Source organism: Syntrophaceae bacterium, from assembly GCA_013177825.1.
Lineage (GTDB): Bacteria > Desulfobacterota > Syntrophia > Syntrophales > PHBD01 > PHBD01.
On sequence record JABLXX010000005.1, the window covers coordinates 276,096 to 300,961 of the forward strand.

Sequence of the window (24,866 nt, forward strand, 5' to 3'; positions counted from 1 at the left end):
CCCCTTCCCCTGCCGGCTACGCCTTTGCCCACGGGATGACAAAGCCGTCGGGAATCCTTCTCGCCTGCCAGGTCCCATGGACGATGGCAACCACTTCCTCCTGCGCATCCTTGAGCTCCAGGTCGAGGGGGATGTCCGCTTTGTCCTTCTCCCTCAGCTCCGCATCGATCCGGGCGACGTCTTCCTCCGAGATCTCGGCGACCAGGGTGACGTCGGTCAGGGCGGGGCGGCGATAGCGGATGGAGACTTCCTTCGCGATGGGAACATATTTCATGTAGTCGAAGGCGGCCCCGAACAGCGCACCGCCGATCACCTCTCCCAGTCCGAAAAGGGCACCAGCGTACATGATGCCGACGTGGTTCACGTTCCCCTGGATGGGCATCAGCATCTTGACGTATCGGTCGCGCATTTCGACCACCCGGACGCCCGTCCGCTTGATGGCTTCGATGCCGTTGCATGAAAAGTCGGCCACGTTTTTGTACTTCTCTTCGATCATCGTCATCTCCTTTTCCAATCCGGTTTTCGCCCTTCCATCAGGGCCTTCACCCCTTCCTGAAAATCTTCGCCGCGGAGGAGAGCGCTCTGGAGCGTGACTTCCATGCCCAGGTGGGTCATGAGGTCGACTCCGTCTCCGCCCCTGACGATCCGCTTGACCGCGCCCACGGCCACGGGACCCATGGCGATGATGTCCTTTGCCATCCGCTCCGCTTCCTCCAGCAGGGAGTCACCCGGACATATACCATTGATCAGTCCGAATTCAAGCGCCTGGGCGGCCGTATATGTTCGTCCCGTCATCAGGATTTCCATGGCCTTGGCGGCTCCGACAACCCGGGTCAGGCGGGCCGTCCCTCCCAGGTCCGGAACGACGCCGAACTTGAGCTCCGGCATGCTCCAGAGACAGTCGTCGCTCATCAGGCGGATGTCGCAAGCCAGGGTCAGCTCCAGCCCCAGCCCCAGCACGCGGTGCTGCATGGCGCAGATGATCGGAATCTCGATGGCCTCCAGGCGGTTGATGTAATGCTGATAACGGGAAATGTCGGCCCGGATGGACGCCCCCCCGGCGGCCGAATCGGCCATGAAGCGCCCGACGAGAGCGGCCAGGGAACTGAAATCGACCCCGGCGGAAAAAACCTTGCCTTCTCCCTTCAGGATGACGACCCGGACCTCGGGATCGATGATCAGATCCTCGACCATCCGCGAGATCGTCTCGATCATCTCGAAGGTGATGGCGTTCCGCTGCTCCGGACGATTCAGGGTCAAATAGAAAATGGCGCCTTTTTTTTCACCGCGTACAAAGTCGTTCACGATCAGCCTCCCCGCTTATGGTTCACCTCATTGCCGTTCCCGGCTCGTCACGCCCGCCCCCGTCATGCATGTGCGGCGCCGGCGCGGGTTCCCGTTCCCGGCTCTTCCATGTTCCGGACCCGTGAGAGAATCGCATGGGCCCCTTCCACGATGTCGGCCACGACATCGGCGATCGGCTTCACGTCGTGAATGAGGGCGGCTCCCAGACTGCAGGCGACGGGTACGCCGTCGGGGTCTCCCTTGGCGTAGGTATCCCGGCTCACCTGCCCCCCCACGACCGTCAGCAGCTCGAGGAGCGACGCCCCCCGCGCCTCCATCTCCAGAACCCGCTCCGTCGCCGCGTTCTTATAACACCGAAAGGGGTTTTTCAGGGAACGCATAATGAGGGTCGTGTCTTTTTCCGTGATCTCGAGATACCGCTTCTTGATGCTCTCGCACATGGTGCTTTCCTCCGTGACCACAAAACGGGTCCCCATGAGGACGCCGTCCGCCCCCAGGCAGAGGGCCGAAGCAAAGCCCCGGGCGTCGGCGATGCCGCCGGCGGCGACGACCGGAACGGGCAGTTCGTCGACGGCCCTCGGCAGGATGATCGACAGCGGCACATCGTCCATCCCGGGATGCCCGCCGCATTCAAAGCCGACGATGATGATCCCGTCGACGCCGCCGGCGACGGCCTTCTTCGCGAACCGGATCGAAGGCACCTTATGGAAGACCTTGACGCCGGCCTCCTTCAGGATCGGAACCATGAACGCCGGATCGCTTCCCGCCGTTTCGACGGCGGCCACCTTCTCTTCCGCGGCGATCCCGGCAAAGGTCAACGAGCGCTCACCCCGCCCGGTATCCGGCAGCATGCTGATGTTCACCCCGAAAGGCCGGTCCGTCAGGCGGCGCGTTTTCCGGATCTCCTCCCGCAGGGCCTCCGGCGAGGGGAACGTCTCCGCCGTGAGAAAAGCCATGATCCCCGCATTGGCGGCCGCAGCCGTAAACTCCGCTGTAGACAGCAACTGCATCCCGCCCATCATGATGGGATGGGGTATGCCGAGCATTTCCGTCAACCTTGTTTTAAACATTCTCATCTCCCTGCCGATAATGAGCATCCGTTCCTGAAATCACTCCGGGCCATGCCTGCCGGCCTCTTTCCCGCCGGCAAAACCGGCGGGAAAGGGGCTTCGCAAACGGCGGTCACGGCTTCTGTTTCATGGCCATTTCCCTGAGTTCACGGCGAAGAATCTTGCCCACTGCCGACTTGGGCAGGCCTTCGACGATTTCGTAGATTTTCGGGACTTTATAGGCAGCCAGTTTCTGCCGGCAGAACTGGTCCAGCTCCGCCGACGTGACGATTTCACCGGGACGGGGAACCACGTACGCCTTCACGGTCTCCCCCCGGTAGTCGTGGGGAACTCCGACGGTGCAGGCCTCCAGCACTTTCGGATGCTGGTACAGGACTTCGTCGATGTCCCGCGGATAGATGTTGTATCCCCCCGCGATGATCATGTCTTTCTTGCGATCCACGATGTAGAGGAAGCCGTCTTCGTCCATCCGGCCGATGTCCCCCGTGTAGAACCAGCCGTCCCGCAGGGACTGCGCCGTCTCTTCCGGCATGTCGTAATAGCCCTTGCACTGCTGCGGCCCCTTGAAGAGGATTTCCCCGGATTCTCCGACGGGCATGTCGACGGTGCCCGTATCCAGATCGACGATCCGGATATCCGTGTTGGGCAGCGGAACCCCGACGCTCCCCGGTTTCAGCTTGCCGCGCCAGGGCGTCATGTGGGTGATGGACGTCGACTCCGTCATCCCGTACCCCTCCACGATCGAAGCCCCCGTGGCATCCTGAAGCGCCTGGATGGTCTCCACGGAGAGCGGCGCCGCCCCGGAGAAGAAGCCCTTGATGAAGGACAGGTCCGCCTTCTTGAACTCCGGCAGAGCCATGACGCCCACATAGATCGTCGGGACCGCCAGGAAGATCGACGGTTTGTATTTCAGCGTCATCTCCATCACGGCCTTGGGCTCCGGCCTCGGGACCAGAATGGCCGTCCATCCCTTGTAGATGCTCAGGTTCATCACCAGGTTGAAACCGGCCATGTGGAAAAAGGGAAAGATGGCCAGCTCGCTATCCAGTCCGTCTTTCAGATCGAAAAACCAGGCCCCGAGGATCTGATTGATGGACGAAATGTTGCGATGGGTGATGATCGCGCCCTTGGAAACACCCGTGGTCCCGCCGGTATAGGGAATCAGGGCCAGATCGTCCATTTTGGGACTCTCCAGGGTCACGCCCGGCGTGGCATTCTTCATCAGATCCAGGAACGGGAGGAAACCGTCCATCCTGTCGTCGGAGCGGTACATTCCCTTCTTGACGAACGGAAAAAGCTGCTTCGCCGGGAAAGGAAGATAATCGCTGATGTGGGCGGTGATGACCGTCTTGAGAGGCGTTTTCGGCTTCAACGCCATCACGCGCGGGACAATCAGATCGAGGACAACGGCGGCCGTCGCGCCGGAGAGGTTGACCTGATGAACGATCTCCTCTTCCGTGTAAAGAGGATTGCAGGGAACGGCGACGGCACCGGCCCGCCAGATTCCGTAATAGGCAATCACGATCTGGGGGATGTTGGGCAGGAGCAGGGCAACCCGGTCTCCCGGCCCGACACCGATTTTTCTCAATGATTTTGCAAAAGTCGTCGCCAACGCATCGAGTTCGGAAAAGGAAATCCTTTTCCCCATGAAGATGAGGGCGTCCCTCCGGGGAAAACGCCGGGCCGTGCGCGAGAGATATTCCGGCATCGTCAGATCCTCGAAGATCACTTCCCGTGGGACGCCCTGCATATACTCCTTGTGCCAAAGACGCTCTTCCATCATTGCAGAATCCTCAATTTGCGGCCGCTGCCGTCTTCTCGGCTCCCTGCGAAGCGTTGCTCTTCCGCTTCATCTCCATGTCCCTGAGCTCCCGCCGCAGGATCTTGCCGACGGCGCTCTTCGGCATCTCGCTGATGAACGCCACCTGCCTCGGAACCTTGTACGGGCTGAGCTTCTCCCGACAGAAGGCGATGACCTCCTCCGCCGTTACGGTTTCACCCGGTTTCAGCACGACATAGGCCTTGACGGTCTCCCCCCGGTAGTCATCCGGGACGCCGATGGTGCAGGCCTCCAGGATCTTCGGGTGCTCGTAGAGAACTTCGTCGACCTCCTTGGGATAGACATTGAAGCCGCCGGTGATGATCACGTCCTTCTTCCGGTCTACGATGCTGAGGAAGCCGTCCTCGTCCACGACGCCGATATCGCCCGTGTACATCCAGCCGTCCCGGAGGACGTTGGCCGTCTCGTCGGGATTCTTGAGGTATTCCTTCATCACCTGGGGGCCTTTCAGGCAGATCTCTCCGGACTCGCCGATCCCCATCTCCCGTGTTCCCGAATCCACGTCGACGATCTTCATGTCCGTACTCGGGAAGGGGATCCCGACGGTGCCCACCCGGATGGGCTTGCGCCAGGGTGTACCGGTCACGATCCCGGCCTCGGTCATCCCGTACAGCTCGAGCATCGTGGACCCGGTCAATTCCTTGAGCTGATTGATGATCTCGATGGGAAGCGGCGCGGCTCCGGAGAAAAACCCCTTGATGAAGGAAACGTCCGAATTCCGGAACTTCTTCTCCCGGAGAAGCGCCGTGTAGATCGTTGGGACGGCGCCGATGAAATTCGGCTTCCCGCTCCGGATGGCATCCGCCAGAAGGGGCGGCTCCGGCCTGGGGATGAGGACGTTTGTCAGCTTCATGCAGAGGCACAGGTGAGAACAGAAATGGCCGGCGATGTGGAAGGTCGGGAAGATGAACAGCAGACGATCCCCGGGCTCGATGTCGTACATGTGGGCCGCAAGCTGCTGCACGTTCGTGGACAGGCCGGCATGGGTGTGGACCACCCCCTTGCTGACGCCCGTGGTCCCGCCGGAATACATCACGACGGCCGTTTCCTCCCAGCGGGCCGCGTTTTTCACGGGCGTGCCCGGCGCCTTTTCGATCAGGCTCAGGAACTCGTGCATTCCCTGCTCGGACGGGATCTTCCGGAACATGTCCTTCTTGAGAATGGGAAAGAGCTGCTTTTTCGGGAAGGGCAGGTAGTCGCTGATGTGACAGGCGATGATGTCTTTCAGCCGGGTGGCGGCCCGGATCCTCTCGATCTTGGGCAGCACGAGGTCCAGGGTGAGCGCCATCTTCGACTCGGAATTGGAGATCTGGTACTCCAGCTCCCGGTCCGTGTAGAGAGGGTTCAGCATGACGGGAATCGCCCCCAGCCTCATGACGGCCAGGTTGGCGATGAGGACCTGGGGGATGTTGGGAAGCAGGATGGCCATCCTGTCCCCGCGCCGGAGGCCGAGGCCGGTCAGGGCGTTGGCGAAACGATTCACCAGGCCGTCGAACTCCTCGAAGGACAGGCTCTTCCCCATGTAGTAAATGGCCGGCAGTTTCGGATATTGTTTGGCGTCGTCGGCCAGTATCTCCGGCATGGTCTTCTTCTGGACCTTGATCTCGGGAGGTACGCTGGGATGGTTCTGCTTGTGCCAGACTCTTTGAAACGACATGATATCTCCTTTCATGGCGAAGATTGAGATATCGAATCATGCGTGGCGACAGGTTTCGCGATGCTCACGACAGGATCACGACCCCGGGGATGGAGAAGCGTTCCGCTCATGGGAACGCCTTTGACAAAATTCGGATCTTTACCGGGGTTACGATCAGGCATCGGGACATGTTCGCTCGAACCAACCGTCAGAACCTGTTCATGCTTATTCGTTGAATCTCATGAGTAGAAGAACGAAAATGATACCTGTGATTACAGGCCCTCCCCGCGATGTTCCGATCCCGTCCGGGGTCGTCCTCCGCTCGGAGGAGCCCCGGACGGGGCAAGGGTCGTTGACGGCAATCCGGATCACAGCACGGCGAAGTGCTTGATGTCCATCAGGTTGCCCGTTCTTTTTTCCTCAAAGACGGCTTTGACGCGAGCGCCTACTTTCACCTTCTCCGGATCGGTGCTGTCCAGGAAGTGAGTCAGGCAGGTATCCGCGCCGTCCAGTTTCACAAAGGCCCAGGTGTACGGAACGGGGCGCTGTATTCCCGTGCTGGGGTCCACGAACCCGAACTGGACGATCGTGCAGACGTAAACGGTCCCCTCGTCCGAAACGGGAATGATATCGTCCAGCGTCAGCCCCTTGAAGCAATGACCGCAGACCGGCCGCGGGGGAACATATACCCGCTGGCACCCGGGACACTTGATACCGACGATCTTCCTTTTGTCCCTGAGTTGCTGGAGAAAATAAGAGCCGTGCTTTCCGACGCTCCAGTTGAAAGGCTGGCTGGCTTCGCCCGAAGAGATGGAAAGAAGTTCCATTTCTTCCTGCTTTTTTTCGTTCATGACCTCCTCCCGATAGGTAATTACGCTGGCTTCTTCTTTCCCAGAAGCATGATGTCACCCCAGTAGCAGCCGCCGAAGCCCGTGGCGAAGGCGAGATTGACGTCCCCGCCCTTGACCTGGCGGGCGCCCGCCCTGCCCATGACCTGCAGTGCCGCCTCGCCGACCCGGATCAGGGCCGTCGCCCCGATGGCATTGGAAGACATGACGCCGCCGGACGGATTGATCGGAAGCTCGCCGTCCATGTCGGTGACCCCGTCCCAGAGGAGCCTGGGGCCCTCGCCATAGGCGCAGAAGCCGATGTCTTCGATCCACTTCAAGCCCGCATAGGAGTACGGAAGGTACAGTTCGCAGACGTCGATTTCCTTCAGGGGCTCCTTGACGCCGGCCTTCTTGAAGACCGCCTTCGAGGCCTCGGCGATGGTGGTGTTGCGATCCATGTCCACGTCACCGGCATAGACGAAATTGTGCCGGTTCGCCGTAGCGTGAACCCAGGCCGGGACAGGGGCGATCTTCTCCGCCTTCCCTTCCGCGGCAAAGATGACCGCCGCGGCTCCGTCGGTCCGGGGGCACATGTCGCTCATCCGGAGCGGATAGGCGAGCATGGCGTTCTGCTCCGAGCCGACGATCAGGTCGACCAGCTTCTCGGGCGGGATCCCTTTCATCCATTCCTGGTGAAGGTGCGCATAGGGGTTGTTCAGCGCATGGAGCCGCTCCCGGACGGCCACCCGCGCCCCGTCGCGCTCGGTGGCCCCATAGTTGTGCATGTATTTGCTGGCCTCGATGGCCAGACCGGCGACGGCGCCGCCGAGGGTCGGCCTTTCCCAGACCGGATGAAAGGCGGTGATGATGGCGCCGGTCGTATCCGATTCGGAATTCTTTTCCCAGCCGATCGCCAGGACCCTGTCGAACATGCCCGATGCAACGTGATAATAGGCGCACATGGCGACGGTCGTTCCCGTCGTTCCTCCCGTGCAAACCTTGATGACCGGCTTCATCACGGCGCCGGATCCTTCCGCGGACCACATGTCGACGTAGTTGATCCCCTCGAAGTGATCCATGTTGCCGATGACGATGGCGTCGATATCCCGAATGGTCAGTTCCGCATCCGCGAGCGCGGTGACGACGGCCTCGTTGATCAGTTCCACGCCGTTGACGTCTTTCCGGGAACTTCGCTGATAGGTCTGACCAAAACCGACAATGGCTACCCGTTTGCCCATAAATAGTTCCTCCTTACGCTCCCACGACATACACGCAGTGAGCCTGGCCACAGGGACCGTTGATCCCGTGAGCAAGTGCCGTCTTTGCTCCCTTCACCTGCCGCTTTCCCGCCTCGCCTCTGACCTGAAGGGTTGCCTCGATCAGACGCAGCATTCCGGCCACGAATACCGGGTGGCTGGAAATGACGCCCCCGGACGGATTGACCGGCAGCTCGCCCTTCATTCCCGTGGCGTTCTCCCGGATGAGTTCGTATCCCTTTCCCTCGGGAGCAAACCCCAGCCCCTCGTACCACATGAGTTCCATGTAGGAGTAAGCGTCATAGACCTCCGCCACGTCCAGATCCTTGAGCGGATTCTTGATGCCGGCCATCTTGTAGGCCTTCTTCGCCGCCTCTTTCAGGGCCCTGGACTTGGCCAGGTCGCGGTAGCCCAGCGTGAAGGCGTCAGAGCAGTGCGCTACGCCCTTGATCCAGACGGGGTCCTTCTTGAAACGCTTCAGCCCTTTTTTGTTGGACAGGACCATCGCCGCGGCTCCGTCGCCGATGGGCGAGCAGTCCAGGAGTTTCAGCGGCTCGGCGATCTTCCGGGAGGCCATGACGTCCCCGACGGTGATCTTCATCGGAAGCTGGGCGTAGGGATTGCTTTTCGCGTTGCCGTGATTCTTGACGGAAACGCGGGCAAAGTCCTCTTCGGTCGCCCCGCTCATGGTCATGTAGGACCGGGCCTGCAGGGCAGCGGCCGACGTCGCGTCGATCCCCAGGCCCCGCTGGTAGATGGGGTCGAACATGGCGTTCGTAATGAGGTTCATGATGCTTTCGGACCCCTTCATATGGGAAACGACCAGCGTCGTATCGAACGAGCCGGAGAGAATGCGCATCATGCCGTAAAGGGCGCCGAACGTCCCGTCCCCCTCCACCGTGGAGACGTCCTTCCCCCAGGAGCCGGCCGCCTCCTGAACCGCCATGGACGAGATGGTCCGGCCGTCCCAGAAGTCGTTGGACACGGTGACTACGTTGTCGATGTCGCCGACCTCCGCGCCGGCATCGGCCAGCGCCCTGGAGGCCGCTTCAAACACCATTTCCTCGAACGTATCGATCTTGCTGCGGGTGCAGGCAGTCTGACCCACACCGACAATTGCGATTTTGCTCATATCTCCTCCATGACTCCCTATGCCGGCGTAAAGTGTTTGATATCGGCAATCGTGCCTTCACGCTGCTCGGCAAAGACCGCCTTGACCTTCATGCCCGTTTTCAGCTTCGCAAAGTCCGTATCGTCGATCAGATGAAGAATGGCGCCGTCGGCCCCATCGAGTTTGATGAGCCCGTAGGCCAGCGGAGCCTTCCGCGGCTGCATCTCGTGGCTGTAGTGAACCACTGTGAAGGATTCCAGAACTCCTTTGTCGCTCACCTTGACCCATTCTTCCGTCGGGACGAAGCACTCGCCGCACGATTTCACAGGGGGAACATAAACCCGTTTGCACCCGGGGCACCGGGTGCCCCAGATTTCCTTCTTATCCCGGATGGCGACCAGAAAACGGCTGCCCGTTTTCCCGACGTTCCAGAGATAGGGGACCTTGATGCGGCCCGTATAAACCATGTTCTCAACTTTATCTTTCCAGTCGGTCATACAAAACCTCCATCCTGCGGCCGGGCTTCGGTTCGCCGGAACCTGCCCGGCCGTGTCTCCTGGGTATGAACTTGGCGCCCGCGAATCCGTACGATGGCACCGGGTCCGCGAAGACGCGCCTTCACCGCATGACGGTCACTTCTTGGGCAGACCGAGCATCTCCCGGGCCTGGGCGACCGTCGCCACCTCGCGGTTCATGATCTCGGCCATCTGCTTGACCCGCGTCACGAGCTGGGCATTGCTCTTCACTTTCTCGCCCTTCTTGAAATACAGGTTGTCCTCCATGCCAACGCGGACGTGGCCGCCCAGCATGATGCCCATGGCGTTCATGGGAATCTGGAAGCTCCCCACGCCGATCACGGCAAACATGGAGTCGGGGGGCATTTCGTTGATGAAGGACAGGACATTGGCGGGGGTCGGGTAGGAGGACGTCTGGAACCCCATGACGAACTGGATCATGTATGGAGTATCGATGCTGCCCTCCCGGATCAGGTCCTGCAGCACCCAGTACTGCCCCGGATGGTAGATCTCCACTTCCGGTTTGATTCCCTTCTCCTTCATCGTCTTGGCATATAGATTGACATCGGTGTAAGAGCAGGGGATGCAGGCGTCGAACACAAAGCCGTCTCTGGGATTGGCAATGGGGGGCTTCCGGTCTTTCAGGGGCATCTTCAGCATGAAGGGCCCCAGGTTCAGACTCGCCATGTCCGGGGGAGTGGAGGCGTACAGGCAGCACATCCTCTGCTCCGTCGTCAGCCAGGGCCCGCCGCCCGTCGTGTTGTTGATGATGATGTCGGGGCAGCGCTCACGGATCAGTTTGTTGATCCGCGCATAATCCTCGGCGTTGGACGAGGTCATCGAAAGATTATCCGGCACCCGGGCGTGGATGTGAACGGAGACGGCTCCGGCCTTGTATGCCTCGTAGACCTGGTCCGCCTGCTCTTCCGCCGTCTCCGGCAGGTTCATGTTGAATTCCTTGCCCTGGACGCCACCGGTAATGGCACAGGTGATCATCATCGGCGGGAAATTTCCCGTCACGTTCCTGGTCATCCACTCGTACGGATTTCGATAATCCCAGATGTAATCCTCCTTCTTCATAGGTCACCTCCAGTTCATGATTTTGTCGAGTCTGCTCCGGCGGCCGGCGGCCGGACCGGAGCCTTGCGGAAAACACGCTCACCGCGAAGTCAAGAGCAAGGGGCATGCCGCTTCCGAGACACGAACGGCCGGGCGCGTCTTTGCACGGATTCTCGAATAGATGTGGATTTAAAGGAGGGAATCTTCCGGCGGCGGGACAGGACCGGCTGTATGAATATGGACCATCTCCGCCGGATCCGACGCTACAGATGTCGGCAGATGGAGTGTAACAAATCAATATTACTGACGGTCATGCGGTTCGGATGAATCCGGTCCACGGGGTGGATGGAAACGATCCATCAAGCGACAGGCAGGGTGATACGGAAATTCGTTCCCCGTTTTTCATGGCTTTCGACCTCGATCATGCCGTTGTGATCCTGGATGATCCGGTGGGATACAGCCAGACCGAGGCCGGTTCCGACCTTCTTCGTGGTGAAGAACGGATCGAAGATTTTATTGAGATGATTGACGGGAATGCCGATTCCGTTATCCTTGAAATTGATTACGATTCTCTTGTCCTGATCGGGCTGGTTCCGGACGGTTGTTGCACGGATGACGATTTCGCCCTGCTCGCCGATCGCCTCGAGCGCGTTGAGCGTCAGATTGAGGAAGACCTGGCGAAGCCGCTGCGGGTCCGCTTTGATGGAAATGGCGCGACAGTCGAAGTCCTTCCGGATCGTGATGCGTCTCTTGACGGCCTCCTTGTTCAAGAGTGCGATCGTCGATCCCAGGAGGTCGATGATATCGATGTCTTCCATCTGCAACTGGAGCGGCCGTGCAAGGTCGAGGACCTCCCGGAGCATCTTCTCCAGCCGATCCACCTCTCCGATGATGCTCTGCAGGTCCTTCTTCTGGGGGCTGTCTTCCTCGTACTCCATCTCCAGATTCTGAACCGTCGTGGCAATTCCGGACAGGGGATTGCGAATCTCATGGGCGATGACGGACGCGACATGGCCCAGGGCGGCAAACTTCTCGACTCGTACCAGGTAATCATCCATCCGCTTTTTCTCAGTAACGTCCGTTACTTCCGTCACAACGCCCAGTGTTTCCTGATCCGCGTCCACAATGGCGAAGCAGCTCAGGTTCAGGACCAGCCGTTTGCCGTCGTTGCGCCGGTACGTCCTTTCGTAATGGCTGATGTTCTCCTGGCGTTTGAATACGTTGTACAGCCGGTTCCGTTCGTCATCGTCGAGATCCGACAGTTCCTGGGCAAGAATCTTGCGGGCTTCGTCTTCCGTGATCCCCAGGATCTCCTCCGCCTTGGGGTTGAAATGAAGGATGTTGCCCATGATGTCGCTGATGACGATGCCGTCGACGGAGCACTTGATCACCCCTTCAAGGAGGACCTGCTTCTCATGCAATTTGTTGTAAAGACGTGCATTTTCGATGACGATGGATGCCTGGTTGGCAAAGATGACGAGGGCCTCGATTTCATCCTGGGTGATATCGATGCGCGTCCGGTAACGGTCCGCGCCGATAAAACCCATGATCTTCCCTTTGTGCTTCAGGGGGACGTAAATCAGGCTCATCCGCTCCTGTCCCTGGCGGATGTGAATCTGATTGATGGCCTGGTCCAGGGGGGTGGCATGGGGGTCATCCGACGCATTCTGGATGAACAGGGGAACACCGGAGCGAATGACACGCGTTTCATAACAGTCGTGACGCTCGATGCTCAAGGGGGTCGCCCGGGCGTGCCTTTCTCCCTCTTTTGTAAAGCCTTTCAGGCATTGACACTTCAGCTTCGCTCCATCGTCGCTCAGGAGCATGATGACCGCCCGGTCGAAATGGAGGGCGGCCATCGCACGATCCAGAATCTCGTGAAAAACCTGTTCAAGATCGGGAGCTTTGGTCAAGAGGGATGTGAGGTCGTGGATGTGGTTGAGAAGGGAGTTCTTCAGGGCGAGCTTGTCGGTGAGCCTCTGGTTTTGAGCTGCGTGATCCGCATTCAATCCCCTCACGACGTACCTCGCTACGGAAGCCGCTGAGAACGAATTCAGGGCGGGAAGCCTTCCGCCGGAAGATTTCCCGCCCTTTCTCGAGATCCGGAATTGCCGTCCATCGATACCGCACTATGAACCGGATGGCAACCCCCGTTCATGAACAATCGCCTTCTTTATGCTCTAACCCGCAAAACTCTCCTCCGGGATCTCGATCATGGAGAGATCTTCACTCTTGATCGCCTTTACGGCAGCATCCACTTCCGGCAGGACATGGTTGATGAAGTATTTTGCCTCTTCGACCTTGCCGATGTAGAAAGCCGCCTCGGAGTCGCTCCCGGCGAGGGCTGCGAGTTTCGCCTTGTCTTTGCCGTCGACCTTCTTCGCAGCGCAGATGGACTCCAGCTTTTCCTCGGCCACGCCGGCTTCCCACAGGAGGAGCCAGGCCATCACGATCTTGCCCATCATCATCATGAAGGGGTACGCGTTGCTGATGGGAACCATGAACTTGCCGGACTTGACGCTGCCGGCGAAATACATCGCCATCTCCGCCAGGGTGTTCACCGCCTGCTGCACGTCGGCGGCCAGCGGCTTCAGGGTTTCATTCGCCTGGTACTTCGCCACGGTCGCGTTCATCTCGCCGAGCAGGCTCATGAAATAGAGGCCCTTCTTCTGGCCCAGTTTCCGGCCCACCAGGTCCAGCGCCTGGATGCCGTTCGTTCCCTCGTAAATCGAGGCGATCTTGATGTCCCGCATGATCTGCTCCACGGGATACTCGGCGCAATAGCCGTACCCGCCGTAGGTCTGGATAGCGAGCTCCGTCACCCGGAAGGCGATGTCCGAACAGTAGGCCTTGCAGAGCGGCGTCAGGACTTCCATGATTCCCCTGTACTTCTCGCGGTCCGCTTCCGACTCCATGCCCTCCTCGCGGTCCAGGCAATAGGCCGTGTAGTACAGCAAGGCACGCATCCCGTCGACATGCGCCTTCATCCACAGGAGCATCCGCCGGACGTCGGCGTGCTGGATGATCGGGACCCGGGGGGCCTCCGGATTCTTCATGTTGAGAAGCGAAGAACCCTGCAGGCGTTCTTTTGAATACTGGAGGGCGTGAAGGTAGGACATGGATGCGGCGGCCAGCGACTGGAGCCCCACGCCGATGCGGGCCTCGTTCATCATCTGGAACATCACCTTGATTCCTTCGCGCTCTTTGCCCAGGAGCTCCGCGTAGCAGTCGCCGTTGTCGCCGAAATTCATGACGCAGGTGGAGCTTCCGTGGAGTCCCATTTTATGCTCGATTCCGCCGATCGAAAAATCGTTGCGACGGCCCAGCGTCCCGTCGTCGTTGACGACGTACTTGGGAACCAGGAAAATGGAGATGCCGGACGTTCCCGCCGGATCGCCTTCAATCCGGGCCAGGACGGGATGGATGATGTTTTCCGTCAGGTCATGATCGCCACCGGTGATGAACTGTTTCGTTCCCTGGAGGCGGAACGTGCCGTCGGGCTTCCGGATCGCCTTGCATTTCAGGGCGCCCACGTCGGACCCGGCGGAAGGCTCCGTCAGCGCCATCGTGCCGCCCCAGATTCCGGCGTACATCTTTTCCATATACTTATTCTTCTGGGCGTCCGTGCCGAAGACTTCAATGAGGTGGGCGGCCGCCTGTGCCGGCTCCGGATAGATGAAAAATGAAAAGTTATGGATGAACCACTCCTTGGCCGCCAGGGTGATCGCATAAGGAAATCCCTGGCCGCCCGCTTCCTGCGACACGCCCATGTTGATCCAGCCGCCGTCCCGGTATACATCGTAGCAGCGGCGGAAGGACGGCGGCACATAGACCTGGCCTTCTTCCAGCCGGCAGCCTTCCCGGTCTCCCGACGCCAGGGTCGGGAAGATGACGTCCACCGCCATGCGCTCCGCTTCCTTCAGCACCATCTCGAACGTGTCCTGCGAAAAGTCCGACCACTTCGACATCCCGCACAGGTCTTCCGTCTTGAGCAATTCCTGCAGGACAAATATCTGATCCCGTCGATCCAAAATCAAACTCGCCATATATCCTCCACAATACAACAGGTTTCCCGGCCGTCTGCAATTTGCTCCCGTTCCGGTCCGCAGCCGCGGACATCCGCCTGGCGGATCCATGCTCCGGATATGGCATACGGCGGATGAAAATTGAACTTCTCCCGGGAGCGTCGTTTCAGAAGAAAAAGGCGTCACCGCTCCCGGATGCGGCACGGGAGCGGTGACAAGGGGGTTCCTAGGAAACGGCCGCCACGAACGATCCCATGATCTTGACGCTGCCGGTGGCGTCCGCGGCCTGGACCTCGCAGCGGATCCTCTTCTCGCCCGCCTCCTCGAACTTCTCGACGACCGTGCCGGTCACGATGATCGTCGCCCTGTCCTTGGAGCTCGGATCGTCCAGATCCATGGGTTCCGTCATCGCGGAGAACCGGACGCCGAACTTGCGCAGATTCTTGTCGTCGATCCACTCCGTGATGGCGCGTCCCGTAATGCCCATCACGAGCATCCCGTGGGAGATGACCCGCGGCATGCCGAACATCTTGGCGAACGTCTCGTCGTGGTGCAGGGGGTTGAAGTCTCCCGACGCCCCCGCATAGCGGACCAGATGCGTGCGTGTAAGGGGATCCGATGTGAACGTCGGCATGGCATCGCCGACGTTGATGCTTTCATACGTCAATGCTTTCGTCATGGCCTCCTCCTATCTCTCAACCAGGGTCGTCCGATTCCGGATCACGATCTCGCCCCGCTGATTTTTGATTTCCGTCTCCAGAACCGTGAATTCCATGAATTTCCCGGGCTTGCCCTTTTTCTCCTTGTCGTACATGTCGACCACCTTGGTCACCCCGGTCACGACGTCACCCGGATAAATCGGCGCCAGGTATTCATATTCCTCCTCGCCGTGAAGCAGCCGGCCCAGGTTGATGCTGAGCGCCTGAATCATGGGCATCAGTCCCTCCCCGCCCCACAGGGCGAAGCACGTCTGGAACGTAGGGGAAGGAATAACGTCCTTGTAGCCCGCCGCTTTCGCCGCCGCGCTGTCGGCATAGATCTGCTTGATCTGGCTTTTGTTCTCCTTTTGCGAGATGGCGATGGCGAACTCGGCGATCTTCCCCTTTTCCACTTCGTAGACGTAGGGTGGAAACTCCAGTCCCAATTTAGATTTGTCTGCCATGTGAACCTCCCATTCTGTTTGATCTTCTTTTGTGTTTTCCCGGCGACGGGAACGGGAGGGCGAGGACGCCCCCCTTCTCCTCGTTACGAGAAGAGTCCCGTCTTTTCGAATCCGTCGATTTCCTCCTCGCCGTAACCCAGTTCGAGGAGAACCGTCCTGTTGTGTGTTCCCGCTTTCACTCCCGTACGGCCGTAGGCGGCGGGCGTCGCCGAAAACCGGATCGGACAGGCGGGCTGCCTGACGGTGCGGCCGTCGGGCAGCGCAGCCTCGGCCACCCATCCCCGCTCCTTCGCCAGATCGCTGTCAAACGCCTCCGACAGCGACAGGACAGGCTCCATACAGGCATCCGCCGCGGCAAAGATCGCCTCCCATTCCCGGCGCGTCTTCCCCGCAAAAATCGCCCGGACCTCTTCCTTCACCTTCGCGCAGTCCGGCGGCGCAATCCCGCCGGCAATCAGGTCCGGCCGGCCGATGGCCTTGCAGAAGGAACTGAAGAACTGGGGCTCGATGCCCCCGAAGCCGAAATACTCGCCGTCTGCCGTCCGGTAGAAATCGTAAAGGGAGCCGCCGTTCAGGATGAAGCCTTCCCTTTTCAGCTCCTCCCCTGCCGCCAGGCAGGCCGCGGCGGCCATGGCATTGAAGGCGGCCGCTCCGTCCGTCATGGAGATGTCGATATACTGGCCCGTCCCCGTTTTCTGCCGATGGATGACGGCGGCCAGGATGGCGATGAGGGAGTGGTTGGAGCCCGACGCCACGTCGGCGACCTGCATGGGAAGCGGAACGGGGCCCTCCTCTTTTCGCCCTCCGTAGCCCATGAGCCCCGAGAGGGACAGGTAGTTGATGTCGTGGCCGGCCCTGTCCTTCAGCGGTCCCGTCTGGCCGTAACCCGTCAGGGAGCAGTAGATCAGGGCAGGGAACTTCTCCGCCAGCTGATCGTAGGCCAGGCCGAATTTCGCCATGACCCCGGGACGGAACTGCTCGATGATGACGTCGTAACGATCCAGCAGTCGGTGAACGACCCGGACCGCCCGCTGATCCTTGAGATTCAGCGTCAGGGAACGCTTGCCGCGCCCCAGGTAGGCCGAAGCGACGGACAGGTCGGTGCCCGGCAGGAACGGCGGCATGAAGGCCGTCAGGTCCGGCCGGCTTCCGGAGACCACGGAAAGGACGTCCGCTCCCAGATCGGCGAGGGTCATCGTGGCGTAGGGCCCCGGCAACAGCGTCGTAAAATCCAGAATCTTCAACCCTTCCAACGGTCCCGGCATGGAATCGCCCCTCCTACAGGCCCATGAACCGGGCGATGATGGTCTTCATGATCTCGTTCGTGCCGGCGAAAATCCGGGTCACCCGGAGATCCCGCCAGGCGCGGGAGATGGGATACTCGTCGCAGTAACCATAGCCGCCGTGGAGCTGCAGGCACCGGTCGGCGACGCGGTTGGCCATGTCGCTGATCCAGTACTTGGCCATGGACGTCTCGATGATGATCTGCTTCCCTTCCATGTGGTCCGCCACCAGCTTGTCGACGAAGGTCCGGCCGATCTTGATCTCCGTGGCCATCTCCACGATCTCGAACTGGCTGTGTTGAAACTTGGAAATCGGCTTACCGAAAACCGGCCGCTCCTGGCAGTACTTGATGGTGAACTCGAGCATGAACTCGGCCGCAGCGACGGCTCCGATCGACAGGACCAGGCGCTCCTGCTGGAGCTTCTGCATGAGCTTCAGGAAGCCCGTGCCCTTGTCCCCGAGGCGGTTGCTCTTCGGGATCCGGCAGTCCGTAAAATACAGCTCCGATGTATCCTGGCTGTGCCAGCCGGCCTTCTTGAGCTGCCGGCCCTTCTCGAACCCGGGCGTACCGGTCTCGACGAGGAAAAGATCCACGGCCTTGTGGGGATTGCTTTCCGCCGGGTCCTTTGCGGCCACGACACACAGATCGCAGTTGATCCCGTTCGAGATGAAGGTTTTCTGACCGTTGAGGATGAAGGAATCCCCGCTCTCCGCGGCGGTCATCTTCATGGCCGCCAGGTCGCTCCCCGCATTGGGCTCCGTCATGGCAACCGCCGTGATGCAGTCGCCGCTGACGCAGCCGGGGAGGTACTTCTGCTTGTGCTCCTCGGAACCATAGGAAAGAATATAGGGAACGATGATGTCGCTGTGCAGCGCGGCGGTGAGACCCCAGAAATTCGCCCGGGCCATTTCCTCGTTGACGATCACCGAGTACAGAAAATCCGCCCCCGGTCCGCCGTACTCCACGGGAACCGATGTCCCCAGAAATCCCTGCTGTCCCATCTTCTGCCATGCGCTCTTGGGAACGATGCCGGCCTCCTCCCACTCTTCGACGTGGGGGATCAGCTCGTTCGCGACAAACTTGCGCAGGGTATCGCGGAACATCTTGTGTTCATCCGTGTAATTGAGAATATCCATACGTTGTCTCCTTGACGAAAAGCCGATGGTTCAGAATGCAACGTCAATCGCTGCGGATACCGTATCTCTCACGTCCGGGTTGCCTGCCGGGGCGAAGGGGACGGGCCCCTTCACCTCCGGCAGGACGTAACGGATGGGAACTATTTACCGAGTTTGCCGATAATGGAGATGGCGCACACGTTCTGGTGGGGGAACCCGCCCAGGTTGTGCGTCAAGCCGTAACGGGGATCCTTCAACTGGCGTTCCCCCGCCTTGCCCTGCAGCTGCAGGTACATCTCGTAGATCATCCGGAGCCCCGAGGCCCCGATGGGATGGCCGAAACACTTGAGGCCACCGTCGATCTGCGCCGGCACCTTGCCGTCCCGGTCGTACATGCCGTCCAGGGCGTCCTTCCAGGCCTGGCCCGGCTCGGAGATGTGGAGATCTTCGTAGCTGACCAGCTCCGTGATGGAAAAGCAGTCGTGGAGCTCAATCATGCTGAGCTCTTCCTTCGGATTGGTGATGCCGGCCTCTTTGTATGCGGCGGTGCTGCACTTGCTCGCCGTAACGAAATGATCACCGGCCCACTCGTTGAAGCCGCCTTCATAGCCGTTGCTGACGGACAACTGGACCGCCTTGACGGTGATGAGGTCTTTTTTCCCGAGCTTCTTGGCGATTTCCGGGGTCGTCACGATCGCACAGGCCGATCCGTCGGAGACGCCGCAGCAGTCAAACAGGCCCAGGGGCCAGGCAATGATCGGGGCGCCCATGATCTGTTCCATCGTGACGGCCTTCCGCAGGTGGGCCTTGGGATTCAGGGCACCGTTGGCGTGGCTCTTCATCGAAACGTGGGCGATGGCCCGCTTGATGTCGTCGTTCTTGATCCGGTTCTTGGCCACATAGGCCGACGCGAGCTGGGCGAACAGGCCCGGCGCCGTCGCATTGGGAAACCACTGCCAGACCAGGCTGCCCGCCGTAGCCCCCCACGCGGGGAGACCGCCGTACCCCGTATCCTTCAGCTTCTCGACGCCCAGCGCCAGACAGATGTCGTAGGCGCCCGAGGCGACGCCGTATACCGCCCCGCGGAATGCCTCGGTCCCCGTGGCGCAATAGTTCTCCATCCTCGAAACGGGGATGTTGGGCAGGCGGAGGGCGACGCTCATGGACGGCGAGCCCTTGCCGACGTTGACCTCATCCATGCAGACCCCGAACCAGGCGGCCTGGATTTCCTTCTTTTCGATCCCCGCATCGGCGATCGCTTCCTGAAAGGCCTCGACCATCAGGCCCTCCGCTCCCATATCCCATCGCTCTCCGAACCGGGTGCAACCCATGCCGATGATCGCGACTTTGTCTCTAATTCCCGAAGCCATGGTAGTACCTCCCCAATCGTTAGAATTTGAACAGCTTGCCGATGAGCTGGGATTTCATCATGTCGCCGCTCACCTTCAGTTTGCCGGCGGAGAAGGCCTTCATGCCGTCCAGTTTGCCGGTGATGAGATCGACAAAGTCCGCGTCGGCCATGCCAATGGTGGTGGTGGCGCCGTCGACCTTTCCCGTCGATACCTTGCAGGCACCGTCCTTCACGACGACATACCAGTCGCCGCCCGACGGGCCGGAGATGTTGAACTGGAAGACCACGTCCTTGCCGGCGGCCGCGGCTGCGTTGAAGGCAGACGGCATCTTGTCGAAGATCGACTTGACGTCCATTGCTCCATCGCTCTTGGGCGCCTCGCTGCCCGCCGGTGCCGGCGGCATGAGGAACGTCATGATGGCCGCGTTCAGCTCTCCGTAGTATTTCGCGCCGGCCATGCTGTTGATCTTTTCCCAGTTGTCGCGGATGTCCTCCGGCGTCGGCACTTTCCCGCCGTCGCCCAGCGTGATCCCGGGGCCGGTCATGATGGCCGCGCGGCTGTAGTACCCGGCGCCCACGTTGAAAACGCTTCCGTTTTCCTTGCAGTCCTCGGAGCAGAGATAAATGGTGAGGCCGGCGACGTAATCGGGGCTCATCTTCTTGAACATCTCAGGCGGCATGACGTCTTCCGTCAGCCGGGACGCCGCGATCGGCGCGACCGTGTTGACGAGTATGTTGTACTTCCCGCCCTCCGCCTTGAGCGTGTTCATGAAGCCCACCAGCCCCAGCTTGGCCGAGGAATAGTTGGTCTGGCCGAAGTTGCCGTACAGGCCCGCTGCGGACGTCGTCATGACGATCCGGCCGTACCCGTTTTCCCGCATGGCCTTGAAGGCCGGGCGCGTCACGTTGTAGGCGCCGTTCAGGTGGACCGCCAGGACGGCCGCCCAGTGCTCCGGCTCCATCTTGAGAATGCCCTTGTCGCGGAGGATGCCCGCGTTGTTGATGAGGATGTCGACCTTGCCGAAAGCATCGAGGGCCGTCTTCACGATTCCCTCGCCGCCCTGGGGCGTGGCCACGTTGTCGTAATTGGCGACGGCCTCGCCTCCCAATGCCTTGATTTCATTGACGACCAGGTCGGCAGGCCCGGCTGCACCCGCTCCCGATCCGTCCCGAGCACCGCCGAAGTCGTTCACCACGACCTTCGCACCGCGGCGACCCAGTTCCAATGCATAGGCTCTTCCCAAACCGGCGCCGGCGCCCGTCACGATGGCCACCCTGCCCTGGAAGTCGACCTCGGGAATCCAGTCGGTCTCCGGTACTGGCTTCCAGAAATACTGGGAGAATCCGCGCGCCTTGTCGGCAACCCTTCGGCGGAAGGACAGCGTCACGGGCATGCCGACCTTGAGGTCGTTCAGCTCGCAGTCGGTGAAGTCGGCCACGAAGCGGCCGCCGCCCTCAAACTGCACCAGGCCGTAGATCGCGGGCGGATCGACCGACACCGCCAGAAGGTCGCCGGTGAAGCTCTTGATTCGCGCCGGAACGCCGGCGAATTCGTAGTCTTCCATGGGCCCCACGTGGCCGCAGGCGGGGTTCACGCAGATGTCCGCCGGCGGGAACTGGGGCGTCCCGCAGGCCGTGCACTTGCCGCCGACCATGCCGAGGATCATCTTGCGGTTCCGCCAGAGGGCCGTCATGGCCGTCTGGACCGGTGCCTCCGCCCGGATGCCCGTCTCCGGATCGATCAGCTCGCGGAACTTGAGGAACTTCATGTAGTTGTCCGTTGTTTTCTTCTTGGCCAGCGAACCCTTCACGCCCGCCCGCGCGGCGAGCTTCGTGATGTTCTCCGTCACCTTGAAGTACATGGCGTCGCATCCCTGGCCGAAGCCGGCCACCAGGATTCCGTCGCCCGGCTTGGCCGTCTCGAGGGCCGATACGAACATCAGAAGGGCGTGGGCCGTGCCGGTTTCCCCGCAGACTTCGTGCATCGTGTCTACGAGTTTGTCGCCGGTGGCGCCGAGCTTCTTGGCGATGGACCGGTGCTCGGCCTTGAAGATGCACGGGAAGACGAGTTTCTGGACGTCGTCCATGGTGATCTTCAGCTTCTTCATGAGACCGCCGACCGCCTCGGGGATGAACTTGGAGTAGCCTTCCTCACGGAGCCAGCGCTCTTCCCAGGTGTAGTCGAACTCGGACCAGGAACCGCGAAAATGGTCCACGAAGTCGTAAGTCACGCTGTAGGAGCCCTTGAATTCCGCCACGACGTCATCGCTGCCGACCATCAGGGCCGCCGCGCCGTCTCCGAACCACATTTCATAGAAGCCGGCCGTCCTGGTGTGGCGCTTGTCCGAAGCGGCGACCAGAATGGTCTTGCGGTTGCCCGCTTTCGCAACGTCGAGGGCCGTGAGCAGGCCCGTGGTCCCTGCCCGCTGAGAGGACGTGAAGTCCGCCGTGTTGATGTCGCTCCGCAGGTTCAGCGCCGTCACCAGGATTCCCGCGTTCTGTCGGTCACTGAAGGGGAGAGTCGTCGAGCAGAGATAACCTGCGTCGATCTTCTTCTTGTCCTTGCCGATCAGGCAGTCCTGGGCCGCCGCGACCGCCATGGTAAGGCTGTCTTCGTCATAGTTGCACATGGAGCGCTCGCCCTGGGCGACGCTGATGAGCGCCGGGGCGAACCAGCCCATGGCCTGGTAGATCGCCATCCGGTCCAATCTCAGGCGAGGGATATAGGCTCCAAATGATGTGATACCGATCATTGTTTTACCTCCTTCATTCACATGTGTTGCTTTCGTGATTTTCGAATCGTTCGTCCCGAAGGATCCCGCCTCAGAATTTGAACAGCTTCTCCAGGAGCTGCGACTTCATCAGGTCCCCTTCTATTTTGAGCTTCCCGGACGTATAGGCCTTCATGGCGTTCATTTTTCCGTTCATGAGGTCAATGTAATCGGCCGCCGCCATCTTCAACGTGCAGCCGGGGCTCGCATGGGTGCCGGCCGCCACGGTCAGGGCGCCGCCCTTGATCTCCGCATACCAGTCGCCGCCGCCGTCGCCGGCGATGCAGTACTGAAAGACAACGTCCGTCGTGGCCGCACCCGCCTGGAAGGCACCGGGCATGGCGGCGAAGACATCTTTCACCGCGGTGAATCCGCCGCTGCTCTTCGGGGCTTCCTTCTTCCCCTCCAGGGCCGCGAGGACATCGCCGAGAACGAGTTCGTTCAGGTTGCTATATTCCCTGGCACCCTTCAGATCGGCGATCTTCGCCCAGTTGACGGACACGTCCTCAACGGTGGGGATCTTCGTTCCGCCGCCGAGAACAACGCCGGGGGCCGTCATGATGGCGGCGCGATTGTAGAAGCCGGCGCCGCAATTGTAGATGTGGCCTGTGTCCGCGCACTCCTCCGAGCAAAGATAAAGGACGATGGGGGACACGTACTCCGGTTTCAGCTTGTCCAGCATGTCCGGCGGCAGGACGTCTTCCGTCAGCCGCGAGGCGGCGATCGGGGCGATGGTGTTCACCTTGAAGTTGAACTTCCCGCCTTCCAGCTTCAGGGTGTTCATGAAGCCCACGAGACCCAGTTTGGCCGAGCTGTAGTTCGTCTGGCCGAAATTGCCGTACAGTCCCGCCGCGGAGGTCGTCATGACGATCCGCCCGAATCCGTTTTCTTTCATGGCGGCGAAGGCCGGGCGTGTCACGTTGTAGGCCCCCGTCAGATGGACATCGAGAACGATCTGCCAGTTCTCAGGCTCCAGCTTGAGGAGTCCCTTGTCGCGGAGAATGCCCGCGTTGTTGATCAGGATGTCCACCTTTCCGAAGGCGTCGACGGCCGTTTTCACGATGTTCGCGCCGCCTTCCGCAGTCGCCACGCTGTCGTAGTTGGCAACCGCCTCTCCTCCCAGCGCCTTGATCTCCTCGACGACCTTGTCCGCTGGAGCTGCGGCGCCGGTTCCCGAACCGTCACGGGCCCCTCCAAAGTCGTTGACGACAACCTTCGCTCCACGTTTGCCCAGTTCCAGGGCATACACACGGCCCAGGCCGCCGCCTGCTCCGGTTACGATGGCCACGCGACCATCAAAACGAATGCTGCTAGCTCCCATAGTCATTCTCCTTTTCTGCAAAATGCGTGCTGCAAGCGTTCTGTTATATTCTTCGGACGGCCCATCCCGAGGACAGGCGCATCCTTGTCATTCCCGCGCGTAATCCGACCCCTGGGCAAACGCCGGAATATGGATGAACTTCAGCGTCTCCTTGACCAGCTGGATGTAGTTCTCCCGGCTCATGTTCACCATGGGACGGAAAAGGCTCTCGCCCGACACGAAATTGTGGATCGAATTCATCAGGGCCAGAACTTCCATCCTCACATGAGGAGGAAGGTTTCTCTTGTCTTTCGCCAACCCCATGGATCGGGCGACATCCGCCGTGAACTCTGGAATCTTGAAGTCGAGCCCGTCGCCTTCCCGCGTCATGCCGAAATAGCGGAACAGAATCAGATTGGAACATTCGGGATGGTCAAAGAGGTAGTCCGTCATCATCTCGATGGAGATGGCCAGGCGGTCGTTCCGCGGCATGCCGTGGATGATCTTTTCGACCTCGATCAGTTTCTGGCCGAGATCGCTGCAGATGTCGAGAACGACGGCCTCGTAGAGATCGCCCTTCTCCCCCCAGTGATAATGAAGCGTGGAGATGTCGATGGCGACTTCCCGGGCGATCATGCGGGTCGTCGTGCCGTGGAAGCCGTTCTGCCCGAAGAGCCGGCGGGCCACCGCCAGAATCCTCCCTTTCATCGATGTGGGGTCTTTCCGGGCTTTCTCTAGAATCGTGGCCATCTCAGGTTTCCGTCAACGCATCCAGCATACCGTTCCATTACCCTGTTCCATCTGGCTATTCCATATGCTTGTTCCATCAAATGATGGGTAGAGTATTCAGAAAGGTTTTTCTTGTCAAGAAATTTGTACAAAAATTTTCCCGGCATCCTATCTATATGTATTCGTGATTGGTTTATGAATGGCGATTCGGAGCCGCCGGCCGGTCACGATCTTCCCTCTTCATAGCGGCGACGGGAGGCGTCGCATCGGTGTACGTAAGAAAGGTTTCGACCCGGCGGGATCTGAAACATTGTCAGATGGAAGAGAGCAGGCTCATTCTGACAACGGCATGCTCAACAACAGGAAAGAACAATGGTTCTTATGATCCGTGCTGCCTGTAAAGCCGGAGAGAGGCCGTCATGATACGATATACCCTGCACGGAGTATCCGGCTGCCCGCCCGGGTTCGCCTGCAGCCGTCAATCCGCGCCTGTTCGCCTGCCGGAT

The 24,866-nt window shown here is 60.3% G+C and carries 20 protein-coding genes; all 20 read right to left on the reverse strand.

Going from position 1 to position 24,866, the window contains the following annotated elements:
- Positions 1 to 16 precede the first annotated feature (16 nt).
- Positions 17 to 496, reverse strand: a complete 480-nt coding sequence (locus tag HPY65_12295) for a DUF4442 domain-containing protein (protein NPU85252.1) — start codon at positions 494 to 496, stop codon at positions 17 to 19.
- Positions 497 to 498: 2 nt separating this feature from the next.
- On the reverse strand, positions 499 to 1,305 hold the full coding sequence (locus HPY65_12300) for an enoyl-CoA hydratase/isomerase family protein (protein ID NPU85253.1): 807 nt from the start codon (positions 1,303 to 1,305) through the stop codon (positions 499 to 501).
- A gap of 62 nt (positions 1,306 to 1,367) precedes the next feature.
- Positions 1,368 to 2,381 (reverse strand): nitronate monooxygenase, encoded by a 1,014-nt coding sequence (locus tag HPY65_12305; GenBank protein NPU85254.1) that lies wholly within the window; start codon positions 2,379 to 2,381, stop codon positions 1,368 to 1,370.
- Positions 2,382 to 2,487: 106 nt separating this feature from the next.
- The gene (locus tag HPY65_12310; protein ID NPU85255.1) at positions 2,488 to 4,155 is read right to left on the reverse strand and encodes a long-chain fatty acid--CoA ligase; all 1,668 of its coding nucleotides are present in this window, start codon (positions 4,153 to 4,155) and stop codon (positions 2,488 to 2,490) included.
- Positions 4,156 to 4,168: 13 nt separating this feature from the next.
- Positions 4,169 to 4,591 carry a hypothetical protein gene (locus tag HPY65_12315; GenBank protein ID NPU85256.1) on the reverse strand — a complete coding sequence of 141 codons (423 nt, stop codon included), beginning with the start codon at positions 4,589 to 4,591 and terminating at the stop codon, positions 4,169 to 4,171.
- A gap of 1,628 nt (positions 4,592 to 6,219) precedes the next feature.
- The gene (locus tag HPY65_12320; protein ID NPU85257.1) at positions 6,220 to 6,663 is read right to left on the reverse strand and encodes a Zn-ribbon domain-containing OB-fold protein; all 444 of its coding nucleotides are present in this window, start codon (positions 6,661 to 6,663) and stop codon (positions 6,220 to 6,222) included.
- A 59-nt stretch (positions 6,664 to 6,722) separates the two neighbouring features.
- Positions 6,723 to 7,919, reverse strand: coding sequence for a thiolase family protein (locus tag HPY65_12325; GenBank protein ID NPU85258.1), 1,197 nt, complete (start codon positions 7,917 to 7,919; stop codon positions 6,723 to 6,725).
- Positions 7,920 to 7,932: 13 nt separating this feature from the next.
- Complete coding sequence (locus HPY65_12330; protein ID NPU85259.1) at positions 7,933 to 9,069, reverse strand: thiolase family protein; 1,137 nt, start codon at positions 9,067 to 9,069, stop codon at positions 7,933 to 7,935.
- Positions 9,070 to 9,086: 17 nt separating this feature from the next.
- Positions 9,087 to 9,545 carry a Zn-ribbon domain-containing OB-fold protein gene (locus HPY65_12335; protein NPU85260.1) on the reverse strand — a complete coding sequence of 153 codons (459 nt, stop codon included), beginning with the start codon at positions 9,543 to 9,545 and terminating at the stop codon, positions 9,087 to 9,089.
- A 135-nt stretch (positions 9,546 to 9,680) separates the two neighbouring features.
- Complete coding sequence (locus HPY65_12340) at positions 9,681 to 10,643, reverse strand: 3-keto-5-aminohexanoate cleavage protein (protein ID NPU85261.1); 963 nt, start codon at positions 10,641 to 10,643, stop codon at positions 9,681 to 9,683.
- Positions 10,644 to 10,981: 338 nt separating this feature from the next.
- Positions 10,982 to 12,640: a PAS domain S-box protein gene (locus HPY65_12345; protein NPU85262.1), complete on the reverse strand. Its 1,659-nt coding sequence runs from the start codon at positions 12,638 to 12,640 to the stop codon at positions 10,982 to 10,984.
- 162 nt (positions 12,641 to 12,802) lie between these two features.
- Entirely contained in the window at positions 12,803 to 14,668 is a 1,866-nt protein-coding gene (locus HPY65_12350) for an acyl-CoA dehydrogenase (GenBank protein ID NPU85263.1), read from the reverse strand.
- A gap of 205 nt (positions 14,669 to 14,873) precedes the next feature.
- Positions 14,874 to 15,326 carry a hypothetical protein gene (locus HPY65_12355; GenBank protein ID NPU85264.1) on the reverse strand — a complete coding sequence of 151 codons (453 nt, stop codon included), beginning with the start codon at positions 15,324 to 15,326 and terminating at the stop codon, positions 14,874 to 14,876.
- Positions 15,327 to 15,335: 9 nt separating this feature from the next.
- On the reverse strand, positions 15,336 to 15,809 hold the full coding sequence (locus HPY65_12360) for a MaoC family dehydratase (protein ID NPU85265.1): 474 nt from the start codon (positions 15,807 to 15,809) through the stop codon (positions 15,336 to 15,338).
- An 83-nt stretch (positions 15,810 to 15,892) separates the two neighbouring features.
- Positions 15,893 to 17,074: a CoA transferase gene (locus tag HPY65_12365; GenBank protein NPU85266.1), complete on the reverse strand. Its 1,182-nt coding sequence runs from the start codon at positions 17,072 to 17,074 to the stop codon at positions 15,893 to 15,895.
- 13 nt (positions 17,075 to 17,087) lie between these two features.
- On the reverse strand, positions 17,088 to 18,230 hold the full coding sequence (locus HPY65_12370) for an acyl-CoA dehydrogenase (protein ID NPU85267.1): 1,143 nt from the start codon (positions 18,228 to 18,230) through the stop codon (positions 17,088 to 17,090).
- Positions 18,231 to 18,370: 140 nt separating this feature from the next.
- Positions 18,371 to 19,579, reverse strand: a complete 1,209-nt coding sequence (locus HPY65_12375; protein ID NPU85268.1) for an acetyl-CoA acetyltransferase — start codon at positions 19,577 to 19,579, stop codon at positions 18,371 to 18,373.
- A gap of 19 nt (positions 19,580 to 19,598) precedes the next feature.
- Complete coding sequence (locus tag HPY65_12380) at positions 19,599 to 22,313, reverse strand: SDR family NAD(P)-dependent oxidoreductase (protein NPU85269.1); 2,715 nt, start codon at positions 22,311 to 22,313, stop codon at positions 19,599 to 19,601.
- 70 nt (positions 22,314 to 22,383) lie between these two features.
- Complete coding sequence (locus tag HPY65_12385) at positions 22,384 to 23,658, reverse strand: SDR family NAD(P)-dependent oxidoreductase (GenBank protein ID NPU85270.1); 1,275 nt, start codon at positions 23,656 to 23,658, stop codon at positions 22,384 to 22,386.
- 81 nt (positions 23,659 to 23,739) lie between these two features.
- Entirely contained in the window at positions 23,740 to 24,339 is a 600-nt protein-coding gene (locus tag HPY65_12390) for a TetR/AcrR family transcriptional regulator (GenBank protein NPU85271.1), read from the reverse strand.
- Positions 24,340 to 24,866: the final 527 nt, after the last annotated feature.

Coding starts and splice junctions, on each gene's coding strand:
- HPY65_12295 (NPU85252.1), bottom strand. CDS start 496: ATGATCGAAGAGAAGTACAAAAACGTGGCCGACTTTTCATGCAACGGC.
- HPY65_12305 (NPU85254.1), bottom strand. CDS start 2,381: ATGAGAATGTTTAAAACAAGGTTGACGGAAATGCTCGGCATACCCCAT.
- HPY65_12310 (NPU85255.1), bottom strand. CDS start 4,155: ATGGAAGAGCGTCTTTGGCACAAGGAGTATATGCAGGGCGTCCCACGG.
- HPY65_12315 (NPU85256.1), bottom strand. CDS start 4,591: ATGTACACGGGCGATATCGGCGTCGTGGACGAGGACGGCTTCCTCAGC.
- HPY65_12325 (NPU85258.1), bottom strand. CDS start 7,919: ATGGGCAAACGGGTAGCCATTGTCGGTTTTGGTCAGACCTATCAGCGA.
- HPY65_12330 (NPU85259.1), bottom strand. CDS start 9,069: ATGAGCAAAATCGCAATTGTCGGTGTGGGTCAGACTGCCTGCACCCGC.
- HPY65_12335 (NPU85260.1), bottom strand. CDS start 9,545: ATGACCGACTGGAAAGATAAAGTTGAGAACATGGTTTATACGGGCCGC.
- HPY65_12340 (NPU85261.1), bottom strand. CDS start 10,643: ATGAAGAAGGAGGATTACATCTGGGATTATCGAAATCCGTACGAGTGG.
- HPY65_12350 (NPU85263.1), bottom strand. CDS start 14,668: ATGGCGAGTTTGATTTTGGATCGACGGGATCAGATATTTGTCCTGCAG.
- HPY65_12355 (NPU85264.1), bottom strand. CDS start 15,326: ATGACGAAAGCATTGACGTATGAAAGCATCAACGTCGGCGATGCCATG.
- HPY65_12360 (NPU85265.1), bottom strand. CDS start 15,809: ATGGCAGACAAATCTAAATTGGGACTGGAGTTTCCACCCTACGTCTAC.
- HPY65_12365 (NPU85266.1), bottom strand. CDS start 17,074: ATGCCGGGACCGTTGGAAGGGTTGAAGATTCTGGATTTTACGACGCTG.
- HPY65_12370 (NPU85267.1), bottom strand. CDS start 18,230: ATGGATATTCTCAATTACACGGATGAACACAAGATGTTCCGCGATACC.
- HPY65_12375 (NPU85268.1), bottom strand. CDS start 19,579: ATGGCTTCGGGAATTAGAGACAAAGTCGCGATCATCGGCATGGGTTGC.
- HPY65_12380 (NPU85269.1), bottom strand. CDS start 22,313: ATGATCGGTATCACATCATTTGGAGCCTATATCCCTCGCCTGAGATTG.
- HPY65_12385 (NPU85270.1), bottom strand. CDS start 23,658: ATGACTATGGGAGCTAGCAGCATTCGTTTTGATGGTCGCGTGGCCATC.
- HPY65_12390 (NPU85271.1), bottom strand. CDS start 24,339: ATGAAAGGGAGGATTCTGGCGGTGGCCCGCCGGCTCTTCGGGCAGAAC.